The sequence below is a fragment of the Microbacterium sp. Y356 genome, from assembly GCF_059445355.1.
This window is the reverse complement of the sequence record NZ_JCAIUE010000003.1, coordinates 138,093-155,256: the sequence shown is the minus strand read 5'-3', so window position 1 is coordinate 155,256 and position 17,164 is coordinate 138,093. Positions and strand designations below refer to the sequence as shown.

Below are 17,164 nucleotides of genomic sequence, written 5' to 3'. Positions count from 1 at the left end.
AGCACCATGGCACACGACGACTCGCAGGCTCTTGACAGGGCCTACCGGCCCTCTCCGGGGCTGGGTGTCGCAGTCAGCGATCCCGTGCAGAACCCGGGCCTGCCGGCTCACCGCGAGCGGATGACCGACAAGGATCCCAAGGCTGAGAAGCGCGCGGACCGCACGGTTTACACCCTGTTCTATCTGTCGCTCGCTGGCAGCATCTGGGCAGTCGCTGCATACATGCTGTTCCCGATCGAAGATGGCTCCCTGGCTTCGATCCGGTACAACAACCTCTTCATCGGTCTGGGAATCGCTCTCGCACTCCTCTGCATCGGTATCGGCGCCATTCACTGGTCGAAGGCGTTGATGTCCGACAAGGAACACATCGAGATGCGCCACCCCACGCGTGGCACTGACGCGACACGCGAGGCTGCCATCCAGGCGTTCGCAGCGGCCAACGAGGAATCCGGGTTCGGTCGACGCACGATGATTCGCAACTCGCTGATCGCAGCGGTCGTTGCATCGATCATTCCTGGTGTCACACTTTTCCGCGGTCTTGCGCCGCACAGCACACCGGAAGACCCTTATGCCGGAGACCCCGTCGTACTGCTGAAGCAGACGATGTGGGAGAAGGGGCAGCGCCTGGTGCGCGATCCAGACGGCACTCCCATCCGCGCAGCGGATGTCACGTTGGGCTCCGCTTTCCATGTGATTCCGGAAGATCTCGCCTCACTGTCGCACCACGACGGCTACCTCGAAGAGAAGGCCAAGGCGATCGTGCTGATGATGCGCCTGCGCCCTGAGCAGCTCATCGAGGCCGAGGACCGCAAGGACTGGTCGTACGACGGCATCGTCGCGTACTCCAAGGTCTGCACGCACGTCGGCTGCCCTGTCGCTCTGTACGAGCAGCAGACACACCACCTGCTGTGCCCCTGCCACCAGTCGCAGTTCGACGTGACCGACCACGCAAAGGTCATCTTCGGCCCGGCGGCCCGCCCGCTGCCGCAGCTGCCGATCGACGTCGACGATGAGGGCTACCTCATCGCACGCAGCGACTTCACCGAACCTGTCGGCCCGAGCTTCTGGGAGCGCCATTGAGTACCGCAACGCTGTCCAAAGAGGACAAGGACACCAACGCCCCTCTGGGAGGCCGATTCATCGGCGCAGCGTCGAACTACATCGATGAGCGCACCAGCATCTCCGGCTTCGTCAAGGAGCTGGGTCGCAAGATCTTCCCCGACCACTGGTCGTTCATGCTCGGCGAGATTGCTCTGTGGAGCTTCGTCGTGGTGTTCATCTCCGGCTCCTTTCTGACGTTCTTCTTCGACGCGTCGATGGTTCCGACCCACTACACGGGTGCGTATGCACCTATGCGTGGCATTGAGATGTCTGCCGCCCTCGAGTCGACACTGCACATCTCCTTCGATTTGCGCGGTGGCCTCCTGGTCCGCCAGATCCATCACTGGGCGGCACTCGTCTTTGTGGCTGGTATCGGCATCCACATGCTCCGCGTATTCTTCACCGGTGCATTCCGTAAGCCCCGCGAGCTCAACTGGGTGATCGGCTTCGTGCTGTTCGTCCTGGCGCTGGCCGAGGGTTTCACTGGCTACTCGCTCCCCGATGACCTGCTCTCCGGCAACGGCCTGCGCATCATCGACGGCATGGTCAAGGGCATCCCGCTGATCGGTACGTGGACCTCGTTCATCCTCTTCGGCGGTGAGTTCCCCGGCGACGACATCGTCGGCCGCCTGTATTCGTTGCACATTCTGTTGCTCCCGCTACTGGTCATCGCACTGATCGTGGTGCACCTGATGCTCATGATCATCAACAAGCACACGCAGTTCGCTGGCCCCGGCCGCACGAACGACAACGTCGTGGGCTACCCGATGATGCCGATCTACATGTCCAAGATGGGCGGGTACCTGTTCATCGTCTTCGGCACCATCGTGCTGATCGCGACGTTCTTCCAGATCAACCCGGTCTGGGCATACGGCCCGTATGACCCGTCCCCCGTGTCTGCCGGAACCCAGCCTGACTGGTATATCGGCTTCGCGGATGGCGCGCTGCGTCTTGCCCCGCCGCACCTGGACATCGTCTTCCTGGAGCGCACGCTCTCGCTCGGCATCCTCATTCCGGTCGCCGTGCTCGGTCTTTTCATCGTTCTCGTCGCGATCTACCCCTTCATCGAGGCGTGGGTCACCGGAGACAAGCGTGAGCACCACCTCGCCCAGCGCCCGCGTAACGCCGCGACGCGCACTGCGATCGGCGCTGCAGGAGTCATCTTCTACGCAGTCCTGTGGGCCGCGGCATCCTCCGACCTCATCGCGACGCACTTCATGCTCACGATGGAAGGCGTCATCCACACGCTGCAGGCACTGCTGTTCCTTGGCCCGATCCTCGGCTACTTCATCACCAAGCGCATCTGTCTCGCGCTGCAGAAGAAGGACCGTGAGATCGTGCTGCACGGCTACGAGTCCGGTCGGATCGTCCGCCTCCCCGGTGGCGAGTTCATCGAGGTGCACCAGCCGGTCGACAAGTACGACCGCTGGAAGCTCATGGACATCGACAACTACGAGCCTCTCGTCGTTCGTCCGAACGCCAAGGGACGCATCTCGTGGACCGAGAATGTGCGCTCGTCGGTCTCTCGCTGGTTCTACGAGGATCGTCTGGCCCCGCTCACGCAGACCGAGGTGGATGCCGCAGACGCACACCAGCACCACGTGACGTCTCACACGGCTGACATTGAGGCTGAGGAGATCCAGGGCGCTCACGAGCGTGCTGGCGCCCCTGACGCCGCGCTGACACCTCCTGCGGAGACGCACGTGGGCGAGACGCCCAACACTCCGAGCACAGTGATTGCCACTGATCCGGTCAAGAAGTCCAAGAAGAAGTCGGAGGAGGGCGAGTAACACTCCCCTCCCCTACTCAAGGGCCTCGTCCATTTGGACGGGGCCCTTCTTCGTATCGCTTTACCCACGGAGAATGGCGGGAATCCTGCGCTGAGCGACTGGAGCGAGCCTTCCTCCGCACGAATGACGGGCAATAGGCTGAAGCCATGATCGATCGCGCTGACTTCTTCGCCGCCAAACTCGCCTACGAGACAGACGCCAGCGACCTCTATGCCCGCCAGAAGGCCGGAGAGGATGTCGTGGTCATCGATGTCCGTTCAGACGAGGCGTGGGCTCAGGGACGCGTTCCTGGCGCTGTGCACATGCACTACAGCGAGATCGCTTCACGTGCAGCGCAGGAGATCCCGGCTGGCACCGACGTCGTCGTCTACTGCTGGAGTCCCGGATGCAACGCCGGGGCCAAGGGAGCGCTTGAGTTCGCGAAGCTCGGCTATCCGGTCCGTGAGATGATCGGCGGCTTCGAGTACTGGGTACGCGAGGGTTATCCAGTGGAGGATCACGACGGCATCCATCGGCGCCCAGTCGACCCACTCACGGGCGTTCCGCGCATCCGCACGCGTTCCTGAATGGCGGGGCGCGCGACCACGGTAGCGCCCGACCACGGTAGCGCCCCGCGCCCCGGCGAGGGTCGCAGATTGCCGCGTCCGCGCGCACGAGGCGACCAACTGCGACACCGCCAGCCACGCCCGCCGCCGCATCCCCTCGGCGAGGGTCGCAGATTGCCGCATCCGCGGGCACGAGGCGACCAACTGCGACACCTCCCGGCCCCGCGTGACCACTCCGCACACGAAGAAGGCCCCTGGACTCATCCAGGGGCCTTCTTCGTAGACTGCTCAGAACTTAGCGAGCGAAGTGTCCGCGGTAGTACTCGTACACCCAACCGACGATGGCGACCGCGAAGATCGCTACACCGATCGGCAGCAGGAAGTGACCGACGGCCATGCCGACGAGGAACACTGCTGCGGATGAGGCGAGAACGATCGGCCACCATGACCAGGGGCTGTACTCACCAAGCTCAGGATCACCGTCGTCGATATCGGCGGTGAGGATGTCTTCCGGCAACTCTCCACCCTGCGCCTTGTGCGTGCGCTGCAGGTAAACGGCGACCATCGCGCCCATGAAGGCGGCGAATAGCAGTGCTACCGAACCGACCCACTCCACCTTGGCGGCACCGACGAGTTCGGGATACGCAACGATGTGCCAGATGGTGTACGTCGCGGCGACGACGAGGAAGAAGACGGTGAGGACCCACCAGAGAACAACATTTGAACGCATGGCTTACTTGGCCTCTCCGCTCGCACCGGCAAGTACAGGCACGGGTGCCTCAACCGGATGCTCTGCAGCCTCAGGGTGGTTCAGATCGAACGCAGGACGCTCACTACGGATGCGCGGGATCGACGTGAAGTTGTGGCGCGGCGGCGGGCAGCTAGTCGCCCACTCGAGCGATCCACCGTAGCCCCACGGGTCGTTGACCATGACCTTGGGCGCCTTGCGCGCGGTAATCCAGACGTTCAGGAAGAACGGCAGCATCGAGGCACCAAGGATGATCGCGCCAATGGTCGACACCTGGTTGCCCCAGGTCCAGCCGTCAGCTTCCGAGTAGTCCGCGTAGCGACGCACCATTCCGTCGACACCCAACCAGTGCTGGATGAGGAACGTCATGTGGAAGCCGATGAACAGCATCCAGAAGTGCACGTAACCGAGACGCTCGTTGAGCATGCGTCCGGTCCACTTTGGCCACCAGAAGTAGAAACCGGCGAACATGGCGAACACGACGGTGCCGAAGACCACGTAGTGGAAGTGAGCGACGATGAAGTACGAGTCGCTGAGGTGGAAGTCCAGCGGCGGAGCCGCGAGGATGACACCGGTCAGACCACCGAAGACGAACGACACCAGGAAGCCGAGGGCGAAAACCATCGGCGTCTCGAAGGTTACGGACCCTCGCCAGAGCGTGCCGATCCAGTTGAAGATCTTCACACCCGTCGGCACCGCGATGAGCATGGTCATCAACGCGAAGAACGGCAACAGCACACCGCCGGTCACGTACATGTGGTGCGCCCACACGGCAACCGAGAGCGCCGCGATCGCGATCGTTGCATAGATCAGCGTCTTGTAGCCGAAGATCGGCTTGCGGCTGAACACCGGGAAGATCTCCGACACGATGCCGAAGAACGGCAACGCAATGATGTACACCTCAGGGTGACCGAAGAACCAGAACAGGTGCTGCCAGAGAAGCACGCCACCATTGGCCGGATCATAGATGTGTGCACCGAGGATGCGGTCCGCAGCTGCTGCGAAGATCGCGGCTGCAAGAACCGGGAATGCCATCAGGATCAGCAGGCTGGTGACGAGAACGTTCCAGGAGAAAATCGGCATGCGCCACATCGTCATGCCAGGAGCGCGCATGGTGATGACTGTGGTGATGAAGTTCACCGCACCGAGGATCGTGCCGAAACCGGACATGCCGAGGCCGACCATCCACAGGTTTCCACCCACGCCCGGCGAGAACGTCGCGTTCGCGAGCGGTTGGTAAGCGAACCATCCGAAGGAGGCTGCACCCTGTGGCGTGAGGAATCCAGCGACGGCGATGATCGAGCCGAAGAGGAACAGCCAGAACGCGAAGGCGTTCAGACGCGGGAACGCCACGTCAGGAGCGCCGAGCTGCAGCGGTAGGATCGCGTTCGCGAAGCCGGCGAACAGTGGCGTCGCGAACATGAGCAGCATGATCGTGCCGTGCATCGTGAACAGCTGGTTGTACTGCTCCTTCGTGGGGACGATCTGCATCCCAGGAGCGAAGAGCTCGGCACGGATGATGAGAGCCATCACACCGCCGAGGAGGAAGAACAGTACAGATGCGATCAGGTACATGTACCCGATCGTCTTGTGGTCAGTGGACGTGATCCACTTGACGACGATGTTGCCCTTCTGCTCGGTACGCGAGGAGCTCAGCAGAGCTGCCTGACGTGCCGGTGTGGCGGTAGGACGCGCTCCGGTTGCGGAATTGGTCGACATGAGGCTTATTCTCCCTGTTCCTCGGAGTCCGTCTCGGACGTGGATGCGCCAGTGCCCGGGAAGTTGTTGAGACGGTCGTAAGCGTCCGTGATATCGCCCGTGTTGCCCTCGTCGCGAAGCGACTCGAGATACGCGTCGTACTCGTCCTGCTCTACGACCTTCACGTTGAAGAGCATCATCGAGTGGTACTCGCCGCAGAGCTCAGCACACTTTCCGGCATACTCGCCGACACGCGTCGGGATGAAGGACCAGGAGTTGTCCTTCCCGATGTACATGTCCTTCTTGTAGAGGAAGTCGATGATCCAGAACGAGTGGATTACATCACGCGACTGCAGGCTGATGTGCACCTTCTGATCGACGGGGAGCACCAGCGTCGGCAGTTCTGCGACGTCGACGTCACCGTTCGCGTCAGACTGAGCCTGAACGCCCATGGTCCACACCGCGTCAGTGAGATCGTCGTCTTCGCCGGCGTACATGAAGTCGAACGCCCACTGCTTGCCGATCGCGGTGATCTCGACATCTGGGTCGTCCCACTGCGTCTCGATCGACGCCTGGTCGCGGGCTGTGAAGAAGAACATGCCCATGACGAGGATCAACGGGATGATCGTATAGAAGATCTCGATCGGCATGTTGTAGCGCATCTGCACCGGCAGACCGGTCTGGCCCTTGCGGCGACGGTACGCGACTGCGGCCCACCCCATCAGCGCCCACGTGATCATGCCGACAATGAGGAGAACAATCCAGGAGTTCACCCAGAGTCCCGCAACACGGTCGGTCTGGTTCGTGGCGGCAGTGCCGTCTTCCACGAAGCCCGGGAGGAATCCGTGTAGTTCGGTGGGAGAACATCCCGCCAGAACCACGGCTGCCGCAACTCCTACTGGAATTGCGGCCCAACGAAGGCGGCGTTTCGAGGGCACGATTCACCTTTCAATATCGCGGACAGGGCTTAGCCAAGTCTAGGGCAAGCTCACACCTGATTCATGCCAACCACGCAGGCTTGGCACGGCTGACACTCAGTGGAAGCTGTCTCCACAGGCGCAGCTACCGCCAGCATTCGGGTTGTCGATCGTGAACCCCTGCTCGGAAATCGTGTCCTTGAAATCAATCGATGCGCCATCGAGGTAAGGCACGCTCATGTTATCGACGATGACCTCGACGCCATCGAAATCAACGGTCTCGTCGCCATCGAGGTAGCGCTCGTCGAAGTAGAGCTGGTAGATGAGGCCAGAGCATCCGCCCGGCTGAACTGCGACGCGCAGACGCAGATCCTGACGTCCCTCCTGCTCGAGAAGGTTCTTCACCTTGGTTGCCGCAGCATCAGTCAGTTTGATGCCGTGGGCCGTTGAGGTCTCCGTGGTCAGTGTGGTGTCGCTCATGTCGCTCCTTATGACAGGCCGCACGCACGCGGCTGGTTGCTCTGATTCTACCTTCGGCCGCGCGATACGGCGCCGAAGTCGGGTTGATCAGAGAGTGATCTCATTCATGCGGGTCAGAAGCAGCGCCTCCGTCGCGACTGCGTGCCGGAATGTGTCGAGGTGCAGAGATTCATTAGGGCTGTGCGCACGCGCATGCGGGTCTTCCACCCCAGTGACGAGAATCTGCGCAGCGGGGAACTCCCGCACCAGATCGGCGATGAACGGAATCGAACCGCCGACGCCGAGGTCCACCGGGTCCGCTCCGTATCCGTCTGCCATGGCCTGGCGAGCCAGACTGACCGCCCAACCGCTGGTGTCGACAAGGAATCCGTTGCCGAGATCAATGTCGGAGAATGTGAGTTCAGCACCGAACGGCGCATTCGAGCGCAGGTGCTGCTCGAGTGCCGCGTATGCCTCTTCGCCAGACTGCCCCGGTGCGACGCGCGCACTGACGACCACGCTCACTTCAGGGAGCAGGGTGTTGGATGCCGAAGCCACATCGGTCGCGTCGATTCCGATGACGGTGACGGCCGGCTTGTTCCAGATTCGGCTGAGGATGCTGTCCCGCCCGATCGGTGCCGTGTCAGGCAACAGCCCTGCTTCGTCGCGCAGCGTCTCTTCGGAGTACTCCGGAGTGGGCGTGTCGCGCTGCGTCATCCCTTCGACCGCCACGGCGCCATCTGCGTCCCAGAGGGTCGAGAGCAATCGGACGGTCGCCATCATCGCGTCGGGCACCGCTCCCCCGAACATGCCGGAGTGTGAGGCGTGCTCAAGAGTCCGCACCTTCAGCGTGAAGCGTGCGTTCCCGCGCAGCGAGACGGTAAGGCCGGGTGTCGTGGCATCCCAGTTACCGGAGTCAGCAACCACGATGACGTCGGCACGAAGGGCGTCGAGGTTGTCGCTGAGGAACTGTGCAAAAGATGCGGAGCCGTACTCTTCCTCCCCCTCGATGAACATCGAGACACCGAGATCGAGGTCATCGCCGAGTACTTCGGAGACGGCGCGTAGCGAGGCGATGTGCGCCATGATCCCAGCCTTGTCATCCGCAGCGCCTCGCCCGTAGAGCCGGCCGTCACGCACGGTTGGTTCGAACGGAGGCGTGTCCCAGAGCTCGTCGGCCCCTGGAGGCTGCACATCGTGGTGCGCGTACAGCAGAATCGTGGGCTTGCCGCCGCGTGCTGCCCTCGTCGCGAGCACTGCGGGCTGACCAAACTCGTCTGTGCCTGCAATCGCAGCGCGGAGCACGCGAACCTCGTCGAAAACACCCGTTTCGGTGGCGAGTGCCGCAACACGCTCCGCACTGCGCACGAGCTGTGTCTGGTCGAACGAGGGCCAGGCAATACCGGGAATTCGCACCAGATCACCGAGATCGGACAGCGCTGAAGGGATGCCGATGGCCACTGCCTCAGCGACAGCGGATTCGATGGCGGGGTCTGCATTGGGCTGGACGGATGTCATGCGAGTAATCTTAAGGCCGATCCCTGTTCTCTACCCGAGGAGCCTCGTGGCCACTTCCACCCCATCGACACCCGACGACTCCGCCGAGACGCCGGCCGTCGGCAAGGGACGGCCGACGCCCAGTCGCGCCGAGCAGGAAGCTGCCCGTCGTCGACCCCTCGTGGCTGACACCAAAGAAGCCCGCGCCGCAGCGAAGCTGCAGTTGCGCGAGCAGCGCGATCGCGCTCAGGCCGGGATGGCAGCGGGTGAGGACCGATACCTTCCTGCCCGTGACAAGGGGCCGCAGCGCCGTTGGGTGCGCGACTACGTCGATGCAGGCTGGCATGTCTCCGAATGGGTGATGGCGCTCATGGTCGTCGTCATCCTGGTCTCGCTCGTGCCAGACCCCACATTCTCGTTCTTCGCGTTCGCCGGCTTGTGGGCGTTCATCGTCGTTGCAGTGATCGACATGATCCTGCTCGGAATGCGCGTGAAGCGGAAGGCCGCAGCGAAGTTCGGTAAGGACCGGCTGGAGAAGGGTCTCGGCTGGTATGCCGCGATGCGCTCGCTCCAGATGCGTTTCATGCGTCTGCCCAAGCCTCAGGTCAAGCGCCGCCAGTACCCGGAGTGACGCGGCGGCTCAGCCCCGGCGCAAGCCGCGGTTGATCTGACGCGCCCAGAGCGGCCCGCGGTAGAGGAACGCGGTGTATCCCTGCACGAGGGTGGCACCGGCGTCCAGCCGCTCTCGCACGTCGGATGCCGTCTCCACTCCCCCGACGGAGATCACACAGAACTCATTCGGCACGGCGGCGCGGACCACACGGAGCACGTCCATCGAGCGCTCGCGCAGCGGCGCCCCAGAAAGCCCGCCAGCACCCGCCGCCTCCACGACAGCGGCATCCGTTGTGAGTCCCTCACGGCCGATCGTGGTGTTGTGCGCGATGATCCCGTCGAGCCCCTCGGCGACGGCGAGCCGCGCGATTGCGGCGATCTCTTCGTCGGGCAGATCGGGCGCGATCTTTACCAACAGCGGCGTGACCCCTGCAGCATCCTTCACCGCGCGAAGTAGCGGCGCCAGCGTCTCGACCGCTTGCAGACCGCGAAGGCCAGGCGTGTTCGGCGAGGAGACGTTGACCGCCAGATAATCAGCCAGCGGTGCGAGCTTCTTCGCGCTCGCGACGTAGTCGGCCGTTGCGTCTTCCACCTCGACGACACGGCTCTTGCCGATGTTGACGCCGATGACCGTCTTCGGGCGACGGCGCCGCAGCTTCTCCAGGCGACGTGCCGCGGCATCCGCCCCTTCGTTGTTGAAGCCCATCCGGTTGATGACGGCACGATCCGCCACCAAACGGAACAGACGCGGCCGGGGGTTGCCATCTTGCGGGATCGCCGTCAGGGTGCCCACCTCGACGTGGCCGAAGCCCAGCGCCGCAAAACCCCGCACGCCGACAGCGTTCTTGTCGAAGCCTGCTGCGACGCCGAAAGGCGAATCGAAGGTGAGCCCCAGCGCGCTCACCTTCTGATCTGCGGGTGGCGCGGTGATCGCGCGCGTAACCCATGAGAATGGCGGAACGCCGAGCACACGGATCACCACCATCCCGGCGTGGTGGGCGAACTCGGGGTCGAAGCGCGAAAGAACGGCGCGAAAGAGCAGCGGATACATCCCTGCCAGATTACCGGTCGGCGGGCTATTTCCCTGCCGCTGCATGATCTGCACGCAGATCACCGATGGCGCTCTCGAAGTCTTCCAACGACTCGAACGCCTGGTAAACACTCGCGAAGCGCAGGTATGCGACCTTGTCGAGGTCCCGGAGAGGCCCAAGAATCGACAGGCCGATCTCATTCGCGTCCAGTTGCGAGACGCCTGTCTGACGCACCGCCTCTTCGACTCGTTGAGCCAGAATAGCGAGGTCCGCTTCCGTCACCGGGCGTCCCTGACACGCCTTCCGAACGCCAGCGATCACCTTCTCGCGACTGAACGGCTCCATGACCCCCGACCGCTTGATCACGTTGAGACTGGCGGTTTCGGTCGTACTGAAACGACCGCCGCACTCCGGGCATTGCCGGCGCCGACGAATAGAGAGGCCATCGTCGCTCGTACGAGAGTCGATGACGCGCGAATCGGGATGGCGGCAGAAGGGGCAGTGCATGATGTTACAGCGTACTCGCTCAGTCCTGTACGGACTCGGATACAAACCGTGCATCGATGGCCTCGCCGTGAGCGGGGAGCACCTCAGCGTTCGCTAGCGCAACGACCCCGGCACGCACCGCGGCCAGAGCAGCGTGATCGTAGGAGATCACCTGTTGCGGGCGAAGGAACGTGTACGCGCCGAGACCTGGCGCATAGCGCGCCTGCCCTCCGGTCGGGAGAACGTGGTTACTTCCCGCCATATAATCGCCCAGGCTCACCGGCGTCTGGTCTCCCACGAAGACCGCGCCTGCGCTGGTGAAATCGGATGCCGCAGCCTCTGCATCGACAAGGTGCAGTTCGAGGTGCTCGGGGGCATAAGCGTTACTGAATGCCGTCGCCATGGCGCGATCATCGACGAGAACGATCGCCGACTGCGGACCTGCCAGAGACACCGCGACGCGCTCATTGTGTCGGGTCGCTGCGGCGAACGCTGCAACCTCTGTGACCACACGCTCAGCCAGCGTTTCATCGTCGGTGACGAGAACAGCGGATGCCTGCTCGTCGTGCTCCGCTTGACTCACGAGGTCAGCAGCGATCAGACGTGCATCCGCCGCAGCATCCGCGACGATCAGGATCTCTGTCGCGCCGGCTTCGGAATCGGTGCCGACGACTCCGGCGACTGCACGCTTGGCGGAGGCGACGTAGTTGTTGCCCGGGCCGGAGACGACATCGACAGGGTCGAGCCCGATGGCCGGGACTCCCCAGGCAAGAGCGCCGATCGCGCCAGCTCCTCCGATGGCGTAGATCTCCGAGACACCGAGGAGGCCGGCCGCGGCGAGGATGTTCGGGTGGATCCGTCCGTCCGCCTGCGGCGGGGAGGCGAGTGCGATGCTGGAGACGCCGGCGACCTGCGCGGGAACCACGTTCATCACGACGCTCGAGGCGAGCGGAGCCTTGCCGCCCGGAATGTACACGCCGGCGCGGCTGACAGGCTGCCAGCGCTGGACGATCCGCGCTCCCGTCCCGATCACTGTGGTTTGGGATGCAGGCACCTGTGCTGCAGAGCCCTGGCGCACTCGGCGGATCGCCTCTTCCAGTGCGGTGCGCACGATGGGATCGACGGATGCGAGCGCCTCCGCGATGTGCTCGGCGGGAACGCGGATGGCGTGGCCGGTCACCCGGTCGAATCGTTCCGCTTGCTCGCGCAGAGCGTCTTCGCCGCGTGCACGCACGTCTTCCACGATCCGCGCTGCGGTCTCCAGCGCCTCCGCCCGCGCCTGTGCGGCGCGTGGAACGGCGGCGAGCATATCTGCCGGCGAGAGCTGTTGCCCTCGCAGATCAATCGTGCGCACTTCAGCCTTTCGTAATGTCTTCAATGTCGTGCAGGTAACCGATGCGCCCGTCGTCATGGCGAACCACGTAGGCGCCGCCACGGTCTTCGATGACGAGAGCCCAGGCATCCGGTCCGATCCGGAACAGCGGCTCGCCACGCGCATCGAAGACATCGCGCTCGGTGGGCGCGAGCGCCCAGAACGGCTGTGCGTCAGCGATGGGTTGCGCGTATGGCTCTTCTCGCTCAGCTTCGGCCGCAGGCTCAACTTCGGCTGCCGGCTCGGCATTCACTGCCGACTCGGCACCTGCTGCCGGCTCGACTTCGGCCACCGGCTCGGCATTCGCTGCCGGCTCAACATCAGCTACCGGCGCGGCATCCGATTCTGCTTCGTCCTGACCGCGTGACGAGCGGGCATAGCTGGGAACGTAGCCGCTTTCCCCGGCCTCGCTCACCGTGCCGAGCTCCCCACCCGATGCATGTGATGTCAACGGCACGCTGCTCGCCAAGCCGAGATGCGCGATCTCGTCGGTGTCGTTCTGCCCGGATGTCTCCGCGTCGAGCACAGGCTCGTCTGCGGTAGAAAGCCCGCTGTCATCGGTCGCGCTGTCATCGGTCGCGCGTCCTTCAACAGACTCGCCCGCCGGGGCCGAGCCCGCCGGGGCCGAGTCGGCCGGGGCAGGGCGCGGCCGCGCGATGACCGGGCGCACCGGGTTCGCATTGCGATGCGAGAGAGTGACCAAGCGGCCACGGAAGTCCTCACGCAGCCCAGGGATGAGCGGCGCAAACACCGTGAGTACGACGAGTGCCAGCATCGCGATGGACTGCACGATCGTCACCCAGCTCAACGTGAAGTAGCCCCGCCCCGCCCCCGCAGAGAAGATCTCCCACTGAGCACTCGCCCAGGAGATCGCGGAAACGGAGAACGCGACTGATGCGAACTGATCGATACCCAGTGACCCGACTCGGCGGATTCCCTCAGGGGAGAGCCTGCGCAGAACAATGAGGAATACCGCAACGGTGGGCAGCCCGATCGGCAGGATCCAGGAGATCCCCGCCATCCAGATGGTGCTGCTGCTCAGTTGCGGGTACAGCGGGAAGAACGAGGTGATGAAAGCGACCAACCACACTGCGACGACAAGAATCTCGCGCAGCGTGAAGCCGAGGATGCCGTACTCCGGTGCGACCTCTTCGTCATAGAGGACGCCGTCCTCGTCAGTGAAGGGCTCGTCAGTGAAGGGCTCGTCGTTGAAGGGCTCGTCAGGGGAATCAGTACTCATGAAGCGAGATCCTTTCCATTTGGTGCGCACCATCGGATCCGGCGCGTCCAACGCGTCCCGATATTACCTGGTGCGCCCGTACGCCTCGTCTGCGTGACTTCGGATGGCGCCTCAGCCGAGGCAGGCGGGACCCAGCAACGACTTCAGGTCACCGAATAGATCGGCAGTTACCTTCACCGGCATCGGCACGTCGAATATCTTGGCGGTTCTACCGCGATGCACCCGGAGAATTACCTCTGTCTCGCCATTGTGTCGACGCAGCACCTCTGCCAGATCATGCATCACCCGCTCGGTCGCACGCTGCTCCGCGAGCACGAGCGAGAGGGGCCCCGCGGTATCGAAGGAGCCGATGTCTGGGCTGAATGCCGATTGCCCGTGCAGGTTCAGTCCATCGTCACGGCGCGAGATGCGTCCGCGCACCGCCAGAATGGCATCCTGCTGCAGCGTGTGCTGGTACTCGGTGTAGGTCTTGCCCATGAACATCACGGTGACCTCGCCGTTGAAGTCCTCGACGGTGATCATGCCGTAGGGATTTCCGCTGGCCTTCGCCACCCGATGCTGAACGCTAGTGACAAGCCCCGCGACGGTGACCTGGTCGCCGTCTTGAAGGTCCTCTGAGGCGAGCAGATTGTGGATCGAAATAGAGGCGTGCTTCGCGAGCGGAACCTCTAGCCCCGCGAGCGGATGGTCGGAGACATACAGACCGAGCATCTCGCGCTCGAAGGCGAGTTTGTCCTTCTTGATCCACTCCGGCCGGTCAGGAACCTTCGCCGGGATCGTCTCTTCCACAGCGTCATAAAGGCTGTCGAAGTCGAAGCCGATGGCTCCCTGAGCTTCCTTGCGCTTCTGATCGACGGCTGCTTCTGTGGCATCCTCATGGATTTCCATGAGCGCACGACGCGTGTCGCCCATTGAGTCGAAGGCGCCAGCCTTGATCAGAGATTCGACGGTGCGCTTGTTCGAGACGTGCAGCGGCACCTTCTTGAGGAAGTCGTGGAAGGAGTCGAAATTCTCCTTCTTGCGCGATTCGACGATGCCATCGACGACGTTGCTGCCGACGTTTCGCACAGCACCGAGGCCGAAGCGGATGTCCTCCCCGACTGCGGCGAAGAAGTTGATCGACTCGCGCACATCAGGCGGCAATACCTTGATGCCCATACGGCGACACTCGTTGAGGTAGATCGCCATCTTATCTTTGGAGTCGCCGACGCTCGTCAGCAGCGCGGCCATGTACTCGGCCGGGAAATGCGCTTTGAGATACGCGGTCCAGTACGAGACGAGACCGTACGCGGCGGAGTGCGCCTTGTTGAAGGCGTAGTCCGAGAAGGGCAGCAGAATCTCCCAGAGCGCCTTGACGGCTGCTTCGCCGAAGCCGCGCTCCTTCATGCCGCCTGCGAAGCCCTCGTACTGCTTGTCCAGTTCGGACTTCTTCTTCTTACCCATCGCGCGGCGGAGAATATCTGCCTGGCCGAGGCTGAAGCCTGCGACCTTCTGCGCGATCGCCATGACCTGCTCCTGATAGATGATCAGGCCATAACTCGTGTCCAGGATGTCCTTGAGCGGCTCTTCAAGCTCAGGATGGATCGGGGTGATCGGCTGCAGGTTGTTCTTGCGCAGGGCGTAATTGGTGTGCGAGTTCGCACCCATGGGCCCAGGTCGGTACAGCGCGATGACGGCTGAAATGTCTTCGAAGTTGTCAGGCTTCATCAGCCGCAGCAGTGAGCGCATCGGTCCGCCGTCGAGCTGGAACACCCCCAGCGTGTCACCGCGCGAGAGCAGGTCGTACGCCGGTTGATCGTCGAGCTCGAGGTGTTCGAGATCGACATCCTCACCCTTGTTCGCGCGGATGTTATCGAGGGCGTCGGAGATGATCGTGAGGTTGCGGAGCCCGAGGAAGTCCATCTTGATCAAGCCGAGGCTTTCACATGACGGATAGTCGAACTGCGTGACGATCTGACCGTCCTGCTCGCGGCGCATGATCGGGACAATGTCGATGATCGGCTCGCTCGACATGATGACACCGGCCGCGTGCACGCCCCACTGGCGCTTCAGCCCCTCGAGCCCCAGAGCACGGTCAAAGACCGTCTTCGCCTCCGGATCGGTCTCGATAAGCGCACGGAATTCGCTGGCTTCCTTGTAGCGCGGATGCGCGGAGTCGAACATGCCCGTCAGCGGCATGTCCTTTCCCATCACGGGCTGCGGCATCGCCTTGGTGAGTCGATCGCCCATGCTGAACGGGAAGCCGAGCACACGCCCGGCATCCTTCAGCGCCTGCTTTGACTTGATGGTGCCGTAGGTGACGATCTGCGCCACCCGCTCTGAGCCGTACTTTTCGGTGACGTAGTCGATGACCTCGCCGCGGCGCCGGTCATCGAAGTCGACGTCGAAGTCAGGCATCGAGACGCGATCAGGGTTGAGGAAGCGCTCGAAGATGAGTCCGTGCTCAATCGGGTCGAGGTCGGTGATCTTCATCGCGTAGGCGACCATGGAGCCGGCACCAGAACCACGACCAGGACCAACGCGGATGCCGTTGTTCTTGGCCCAGTTGATGAAGTCGGCAACCACGAGGAAGTAGCCGGGGAACCCCATCTGCAGGATGATGTCGGTCTCGTACTCGGCCCGCTTACGAACCTTGTCCGGAATGCCGGACGGGTACCGATAGTGGAGCCCTGCCTCGACCTCTTTGATCAGCCAGCTGTCCTCGGTTTCACCTTCTGGCACAGGGAAGCGTGGCATGTAGTTCGCCGAGGTGTTGAACTCGACCTCGCAGCGCTCCGCGATCAGCAGGGTGTTGTCGCATGCCTCCGGGTTGTCGCGGAAGAGCTGACGCATCTCCTGCGCGGTCTTGATGTAGTACCCGTCGCCGTCGAATTTGAAGCGGTTCGGGTCATCGAGCGTCGAGCCGGACTGCACGCACAGCAGCGCTTCGTGAGCGTCTGCCTCGTGCTGGTGCGTGTAGTGCGAGTCGTTCGTGCCGACCAGCGGAATGCCGAGGTCCTTCGACAGTCGCAGCAGATCCGTCATCACACGACGCTCGATGGAGAGTCCGTGATCCATGATCTCGGCGAAGTAGTTCTCTTTGCCGAAGATGTCCTGGAACTCGGCTGCCGCGGCGCGAGCCTCGTCATACTGGCCGAGACGAATGCGGGTCTGGATCTCTCCGGACGGGCATCCGGTCGTGGCGATAAGCCCCTTGCCGTAGGTCTGCAGGAGCTCACGATCCATACGGGGCTTGAAATACTGCCCTTCCAAGCTCGCCAGTGAGCTGAGGCGGAACAGGTTATGCATGCCCTCTGTGCTCTGGCTCCACATGGTCATGTGGGTGTACGCGCCGGAACCGGAAACGTCATCGCGCTTCTGATCGGGCGAGCCCCAGGCCACTCGAGTCTTGTCGCTGCGGTGGGTGCCGGGAGTGACGTAGGCCTCGAGCCCGATGATCGGTTTCACCCCGGCGTTCTTCGCCGCGTTGTAGAACTCGAAGGCCGCGAAGGTGTTGCCGTGATCGGTGACAGCGATGGCCGGCATGCCGTAATCAGCGGCCGCTTTCGTCATGGAGGCGATCTTCGCGGCGCCATCCAGCATCGAGTATTCGCTGTGCACGTGAAGATGAACGAAGGAGTCGGATGCCACGTATTCGAGTCTACGTCGGGGCACAGACGTCGGGGTTT

General features: G+C 63.1%; 14 protein-coding genes. 4 read left to right on the top strand and 10 right to left on the bottom strand.

The features are described from left to right. The first annotated feature begins 6 nt into the window (after window positions 1-6). The 3 genes from qcrA (at window position 7) to AC1C2Q_RS16350 (ending at window position 3,457) form a co-directional block, all read left to right on the top strand. Complete coding sequence (gene qcrA / locus AC1C2Q_RS16360; protein ID WP_495450991.1) at window positions 7-1,080, top strand: cytochrome bc1 complex Rieske iron-sulfur subunit; 1,074 nt, start codon at window positions 7-9, stop codon at window positions 1,078-1,080. Then, on the top strand, window positions 1,077-2,891 hold the full coding sequence (gene qcrB, locus AC1C2Q_RS16355; RefSeq protein WP_495450990.1) for a cytochrome bc1 complex cytochrome b subunit: 1,815 nt from the start codon (window positions 1,077-1,079) through the stop codon (window positions 2,889-2,891). The genes qcrA and qcrB overlap by 4 nt, the downstream gene beginning before the upstream one ends. 146 nt (window positions 2,892-3,037) lie before the next feature. Continuing rightward, complete coding sequence (locus AC1C2Q_RS16350; RefSeq protein WP_495428496.1) at window positions 3,038-3,457, top strand: rhodanese-like domain-containing protein; 420 nt, start codon at window positions 3,038-3,040, stop codon at window positions 3,455-3,457. 274 nt (window positions 3,458-3,731) lie between these two features. On the opposite strand, the gene AC1C2Q_RS16345 is transcribed toward AC1C2Q_RS16350, so the two are convergent. The 5 genes from AC1C2Q_RS16345 to AC1C2Q_RS16325 form a co-directional block, all read right to left on the bottom strand. Then, window positions 3,732-4,166 (bottom strand): cytochrome c oxidase subunit 4, encoded by a 435-nt coding sequence (locus tag AC1C2Q_RS16345; RefSeq protein ID WP_495450989.1) that lies wholly within the window; start codon window positions 4,164-4,166, stop codon window positions 3,732-3,734. 3 nt (window positions 4,167-4,169) lie between these two features. Then, window positions 4,170-5,903: an aa3-type cytochrome oxidase subunit I gene (ctaD, locus tag AC1C2Q_RS16340; protein WP_495450988.1), complete on the bottom strand. Its 1,734-nt coding sequence runs from the start codon at window positions 5,901-5,903 to the stop codon at window positions 4,170-4,172. Between the two features lie 5 nt (window positions 5,904-5,908). Then, window positions 5,909-6,820, bottom strand: coding sequence for an aa3-type cytochrome oxidase subunit II (gene ctaC, locus AC1C2Q_RS16335; protein ID WP_495450987.1), 912 nt, complete (start codon window positions 6,818-6,820; stop codon window positions 5,909-5,911). Window positions 6,821-6,916: 96 nt separating this feature from the next. Further along, the gene (gene erpA, locus AC1C2Q_RS16330; RefSeq protein WP_495450986.1) at window positions 6,917-7,279 is read right to left on the bottom strand and encodes an iron-sulfur cluster insertion protein ErpA; all 363 of its coding nucleotides are present in this window, start codon (window positions 7,277-7,279) and stop codon (window positions 6,917-6,919) included. 87 nt (window positions 7,280-7,366) lie between these two features. Then, the gene (locus tag AC1C2Q_RS16325) at window positions 7,367-8,776 is read right to left on the bottom strand and encodes a dipeptidase (RefSeq protein WP_495450985.1); all 1,410 of its coding nucleotides are present in this window, start codon (window positions 8,774-8,776) and stop codon (window positions 7,367-7,369) included. Between AC1C2Q_RS16325 and AC1C2Q_RS16320 the strand changes: the two genes are divergently transcribed. Continuing rightward, window positions 8,775-9,386 (top strand): DUF3043 domain-containing protein, encoded by a 612-nt coding sequence (locus AC1C2Q_RS16320; protein ID WP_495428490.1) that lies wholly within the window; start codon window positions 8,775-8,777, stop codon window positions 9,384-9,386. The two genes, AC1C2Q_RS16325 and AC1C2Q_RS16320, sit on opposite strands and share 2 nt — an antisense overlap. A gap of 9 nt (window positions 9,387-9,395) precedes the next feature. Here AC1C2Q_RS16320 and AC1C2Q_RS16315 read toward each other — a convergent pair whose 3' ends face one another. From AC1C2Q_RS16315 to dnaE, 5 genes are all read right to left on the bottom strand, one after another. Continuing rightward, window positions 9,396-10,418, bottom strand: a complete 1,023-nt coding sequence (locus AC1C2Q_RS16315) for a quinone-dependent dihydroorotate dehydrogenase (protein WP_495451124.1) — start codon at window positions 10,416-10,418, stop codon at window positions 9,396-9,398. A 25-nt stretch (window positions 10,419-10,443) separates the two neighbouring features. Beyond that, window positions 10,444-10,905, bottom strand: a complete 462-nt coding sequence (gene nrdR / locus AC1C2Q_RS16310) for a transcriptional regulator NrdR (protein WP_495428488.1) — start codon at window positions 10,903-10,905, stop codon at window positions 10,444-10,446. A 19-nt stretch (window positions 10,906-10,924) separates the two neighbouring features. Then, window positions 10,925-12,238 (bottom strand): histidinol dehydrogenase, encoded by a 1,314-nt coding sequence (hisD, locus tag AC1C2Q_RS16305; RefSeq protein WP_495450983.1) that lies wholly within the window; start codon window positions 12,236-12,238, stop codon window positions 10,925-10,927. Between the two features lies 1 nt (window position 12,239). Continuing rightward, window positions 12,240-13,496, bottom strand: a complete 1,257-nt coding sequence (locus AC1C2Q_RS16300; protein WP_495450982.1) for a hypothetical protein — start codon at window positions 13,494-13,496, stop codon at window positions 12,240-12,242. A 111-nt stretch (window positions 13,497-13,607) separates the two neighbouring features. Continuing rightward, window positions 13,608-17,078, bottom strand: coding sequence for a DNA polymerase III subunit alpha (dnaE, locus tag AC1C2Q_RS16295; protein WP_495451123.1), 3,471 nt, complete (start codon window positions 17,076-17,078; stop codon window positions 13,608-13,610). Window positions 17,079-17,164 lie beyond the last annotated feature (86 nt).

What these genes read in the sequence shown, in the direction of transcription:
- qcrA (WP_495450991.1), top strand. Translation starts at nt 7, where the DNA reads ATGGCACACGACGACTCGCAGGCTCTTGACAGGGCCTACCGGCCCTCT.
- AC1C2Q_RS16350 (WP_495428496.1), top strand. Translation starts at nt 3,038, where the DNA reads ATGATCGATCGCGCTGACTTCTTCGCCGCCAAACTCGCCTACGAGACA.
- AC1C2Q_RS16345 (WP_495450989.1), bottom strand. Translation starts at nt 4,166, where the DNA reads ATGCGTTCAAATGTTGTTCTCTGGTGGGTCCTCACCGTCTTCTTCCTC.
- ctaD (WP_495450988.1), bottom strand. Translation starts at nt 5,903, where the DNA reads ATGTCGACCAATTCCGCAACCGGAGCGCGTCCTACCGCCACACCGGCA.
- erpA (WP_495450986.1), bottom strand. Translation starts at nt 7,279, where the DNA reads ATGAGCGACACCACACTGACCACGGAGACCTCAACGGCCCACGGCATC.
- AC1C2Q_RS16320 (WP_495428490.1), top strand. Translation starts at nt 8,775, where the DNA reads ATGCGAGTAATCTTAAGGCCGATCCCTGTTCTCTACCCGAGGAGCCTC.
- AC1C2Q_RS16325 (WP_495450985.1), bottom strand. Translation starts at nt 8,776, where the DNA reads ATGACATCCGTCCAGCCCAATGCAGACCCCGCCATCGAATCCGCTGTC.
- AC1C2Q_RS16315 (WP_495451124.1), bottom strand. Translation starts at nt 10,418, where the DNA reads ATGTATCCGCTGCTCTTTCGCGCCGTTCTTTCGCGCTTCGACCCCGAG.
- nrdR (WP_495428488.1), bottom strand. Translation starts at nt 10,905, where the DNA reads ATGCACTGCCCCTTCTGCCGCCATCCCGATTCGCGCGTCATCGACTCT.
- AC1C2Q_RS16300 (WP_495450982.1), bottom strand. Translation starts at nt 13,496, where the DNA reads ATGAGTACTGATTCCCCTGACGAGCCCTTCAACGACGAGCCCTTCACT.
- dnaE (WP_495451123.1), bottom strand. Translation starts at nt 17,078, where the DNA reads ATGCTGGATGGCGCCGCGAAGATCGCCTCCATGACGAAAGCGGCCGCT.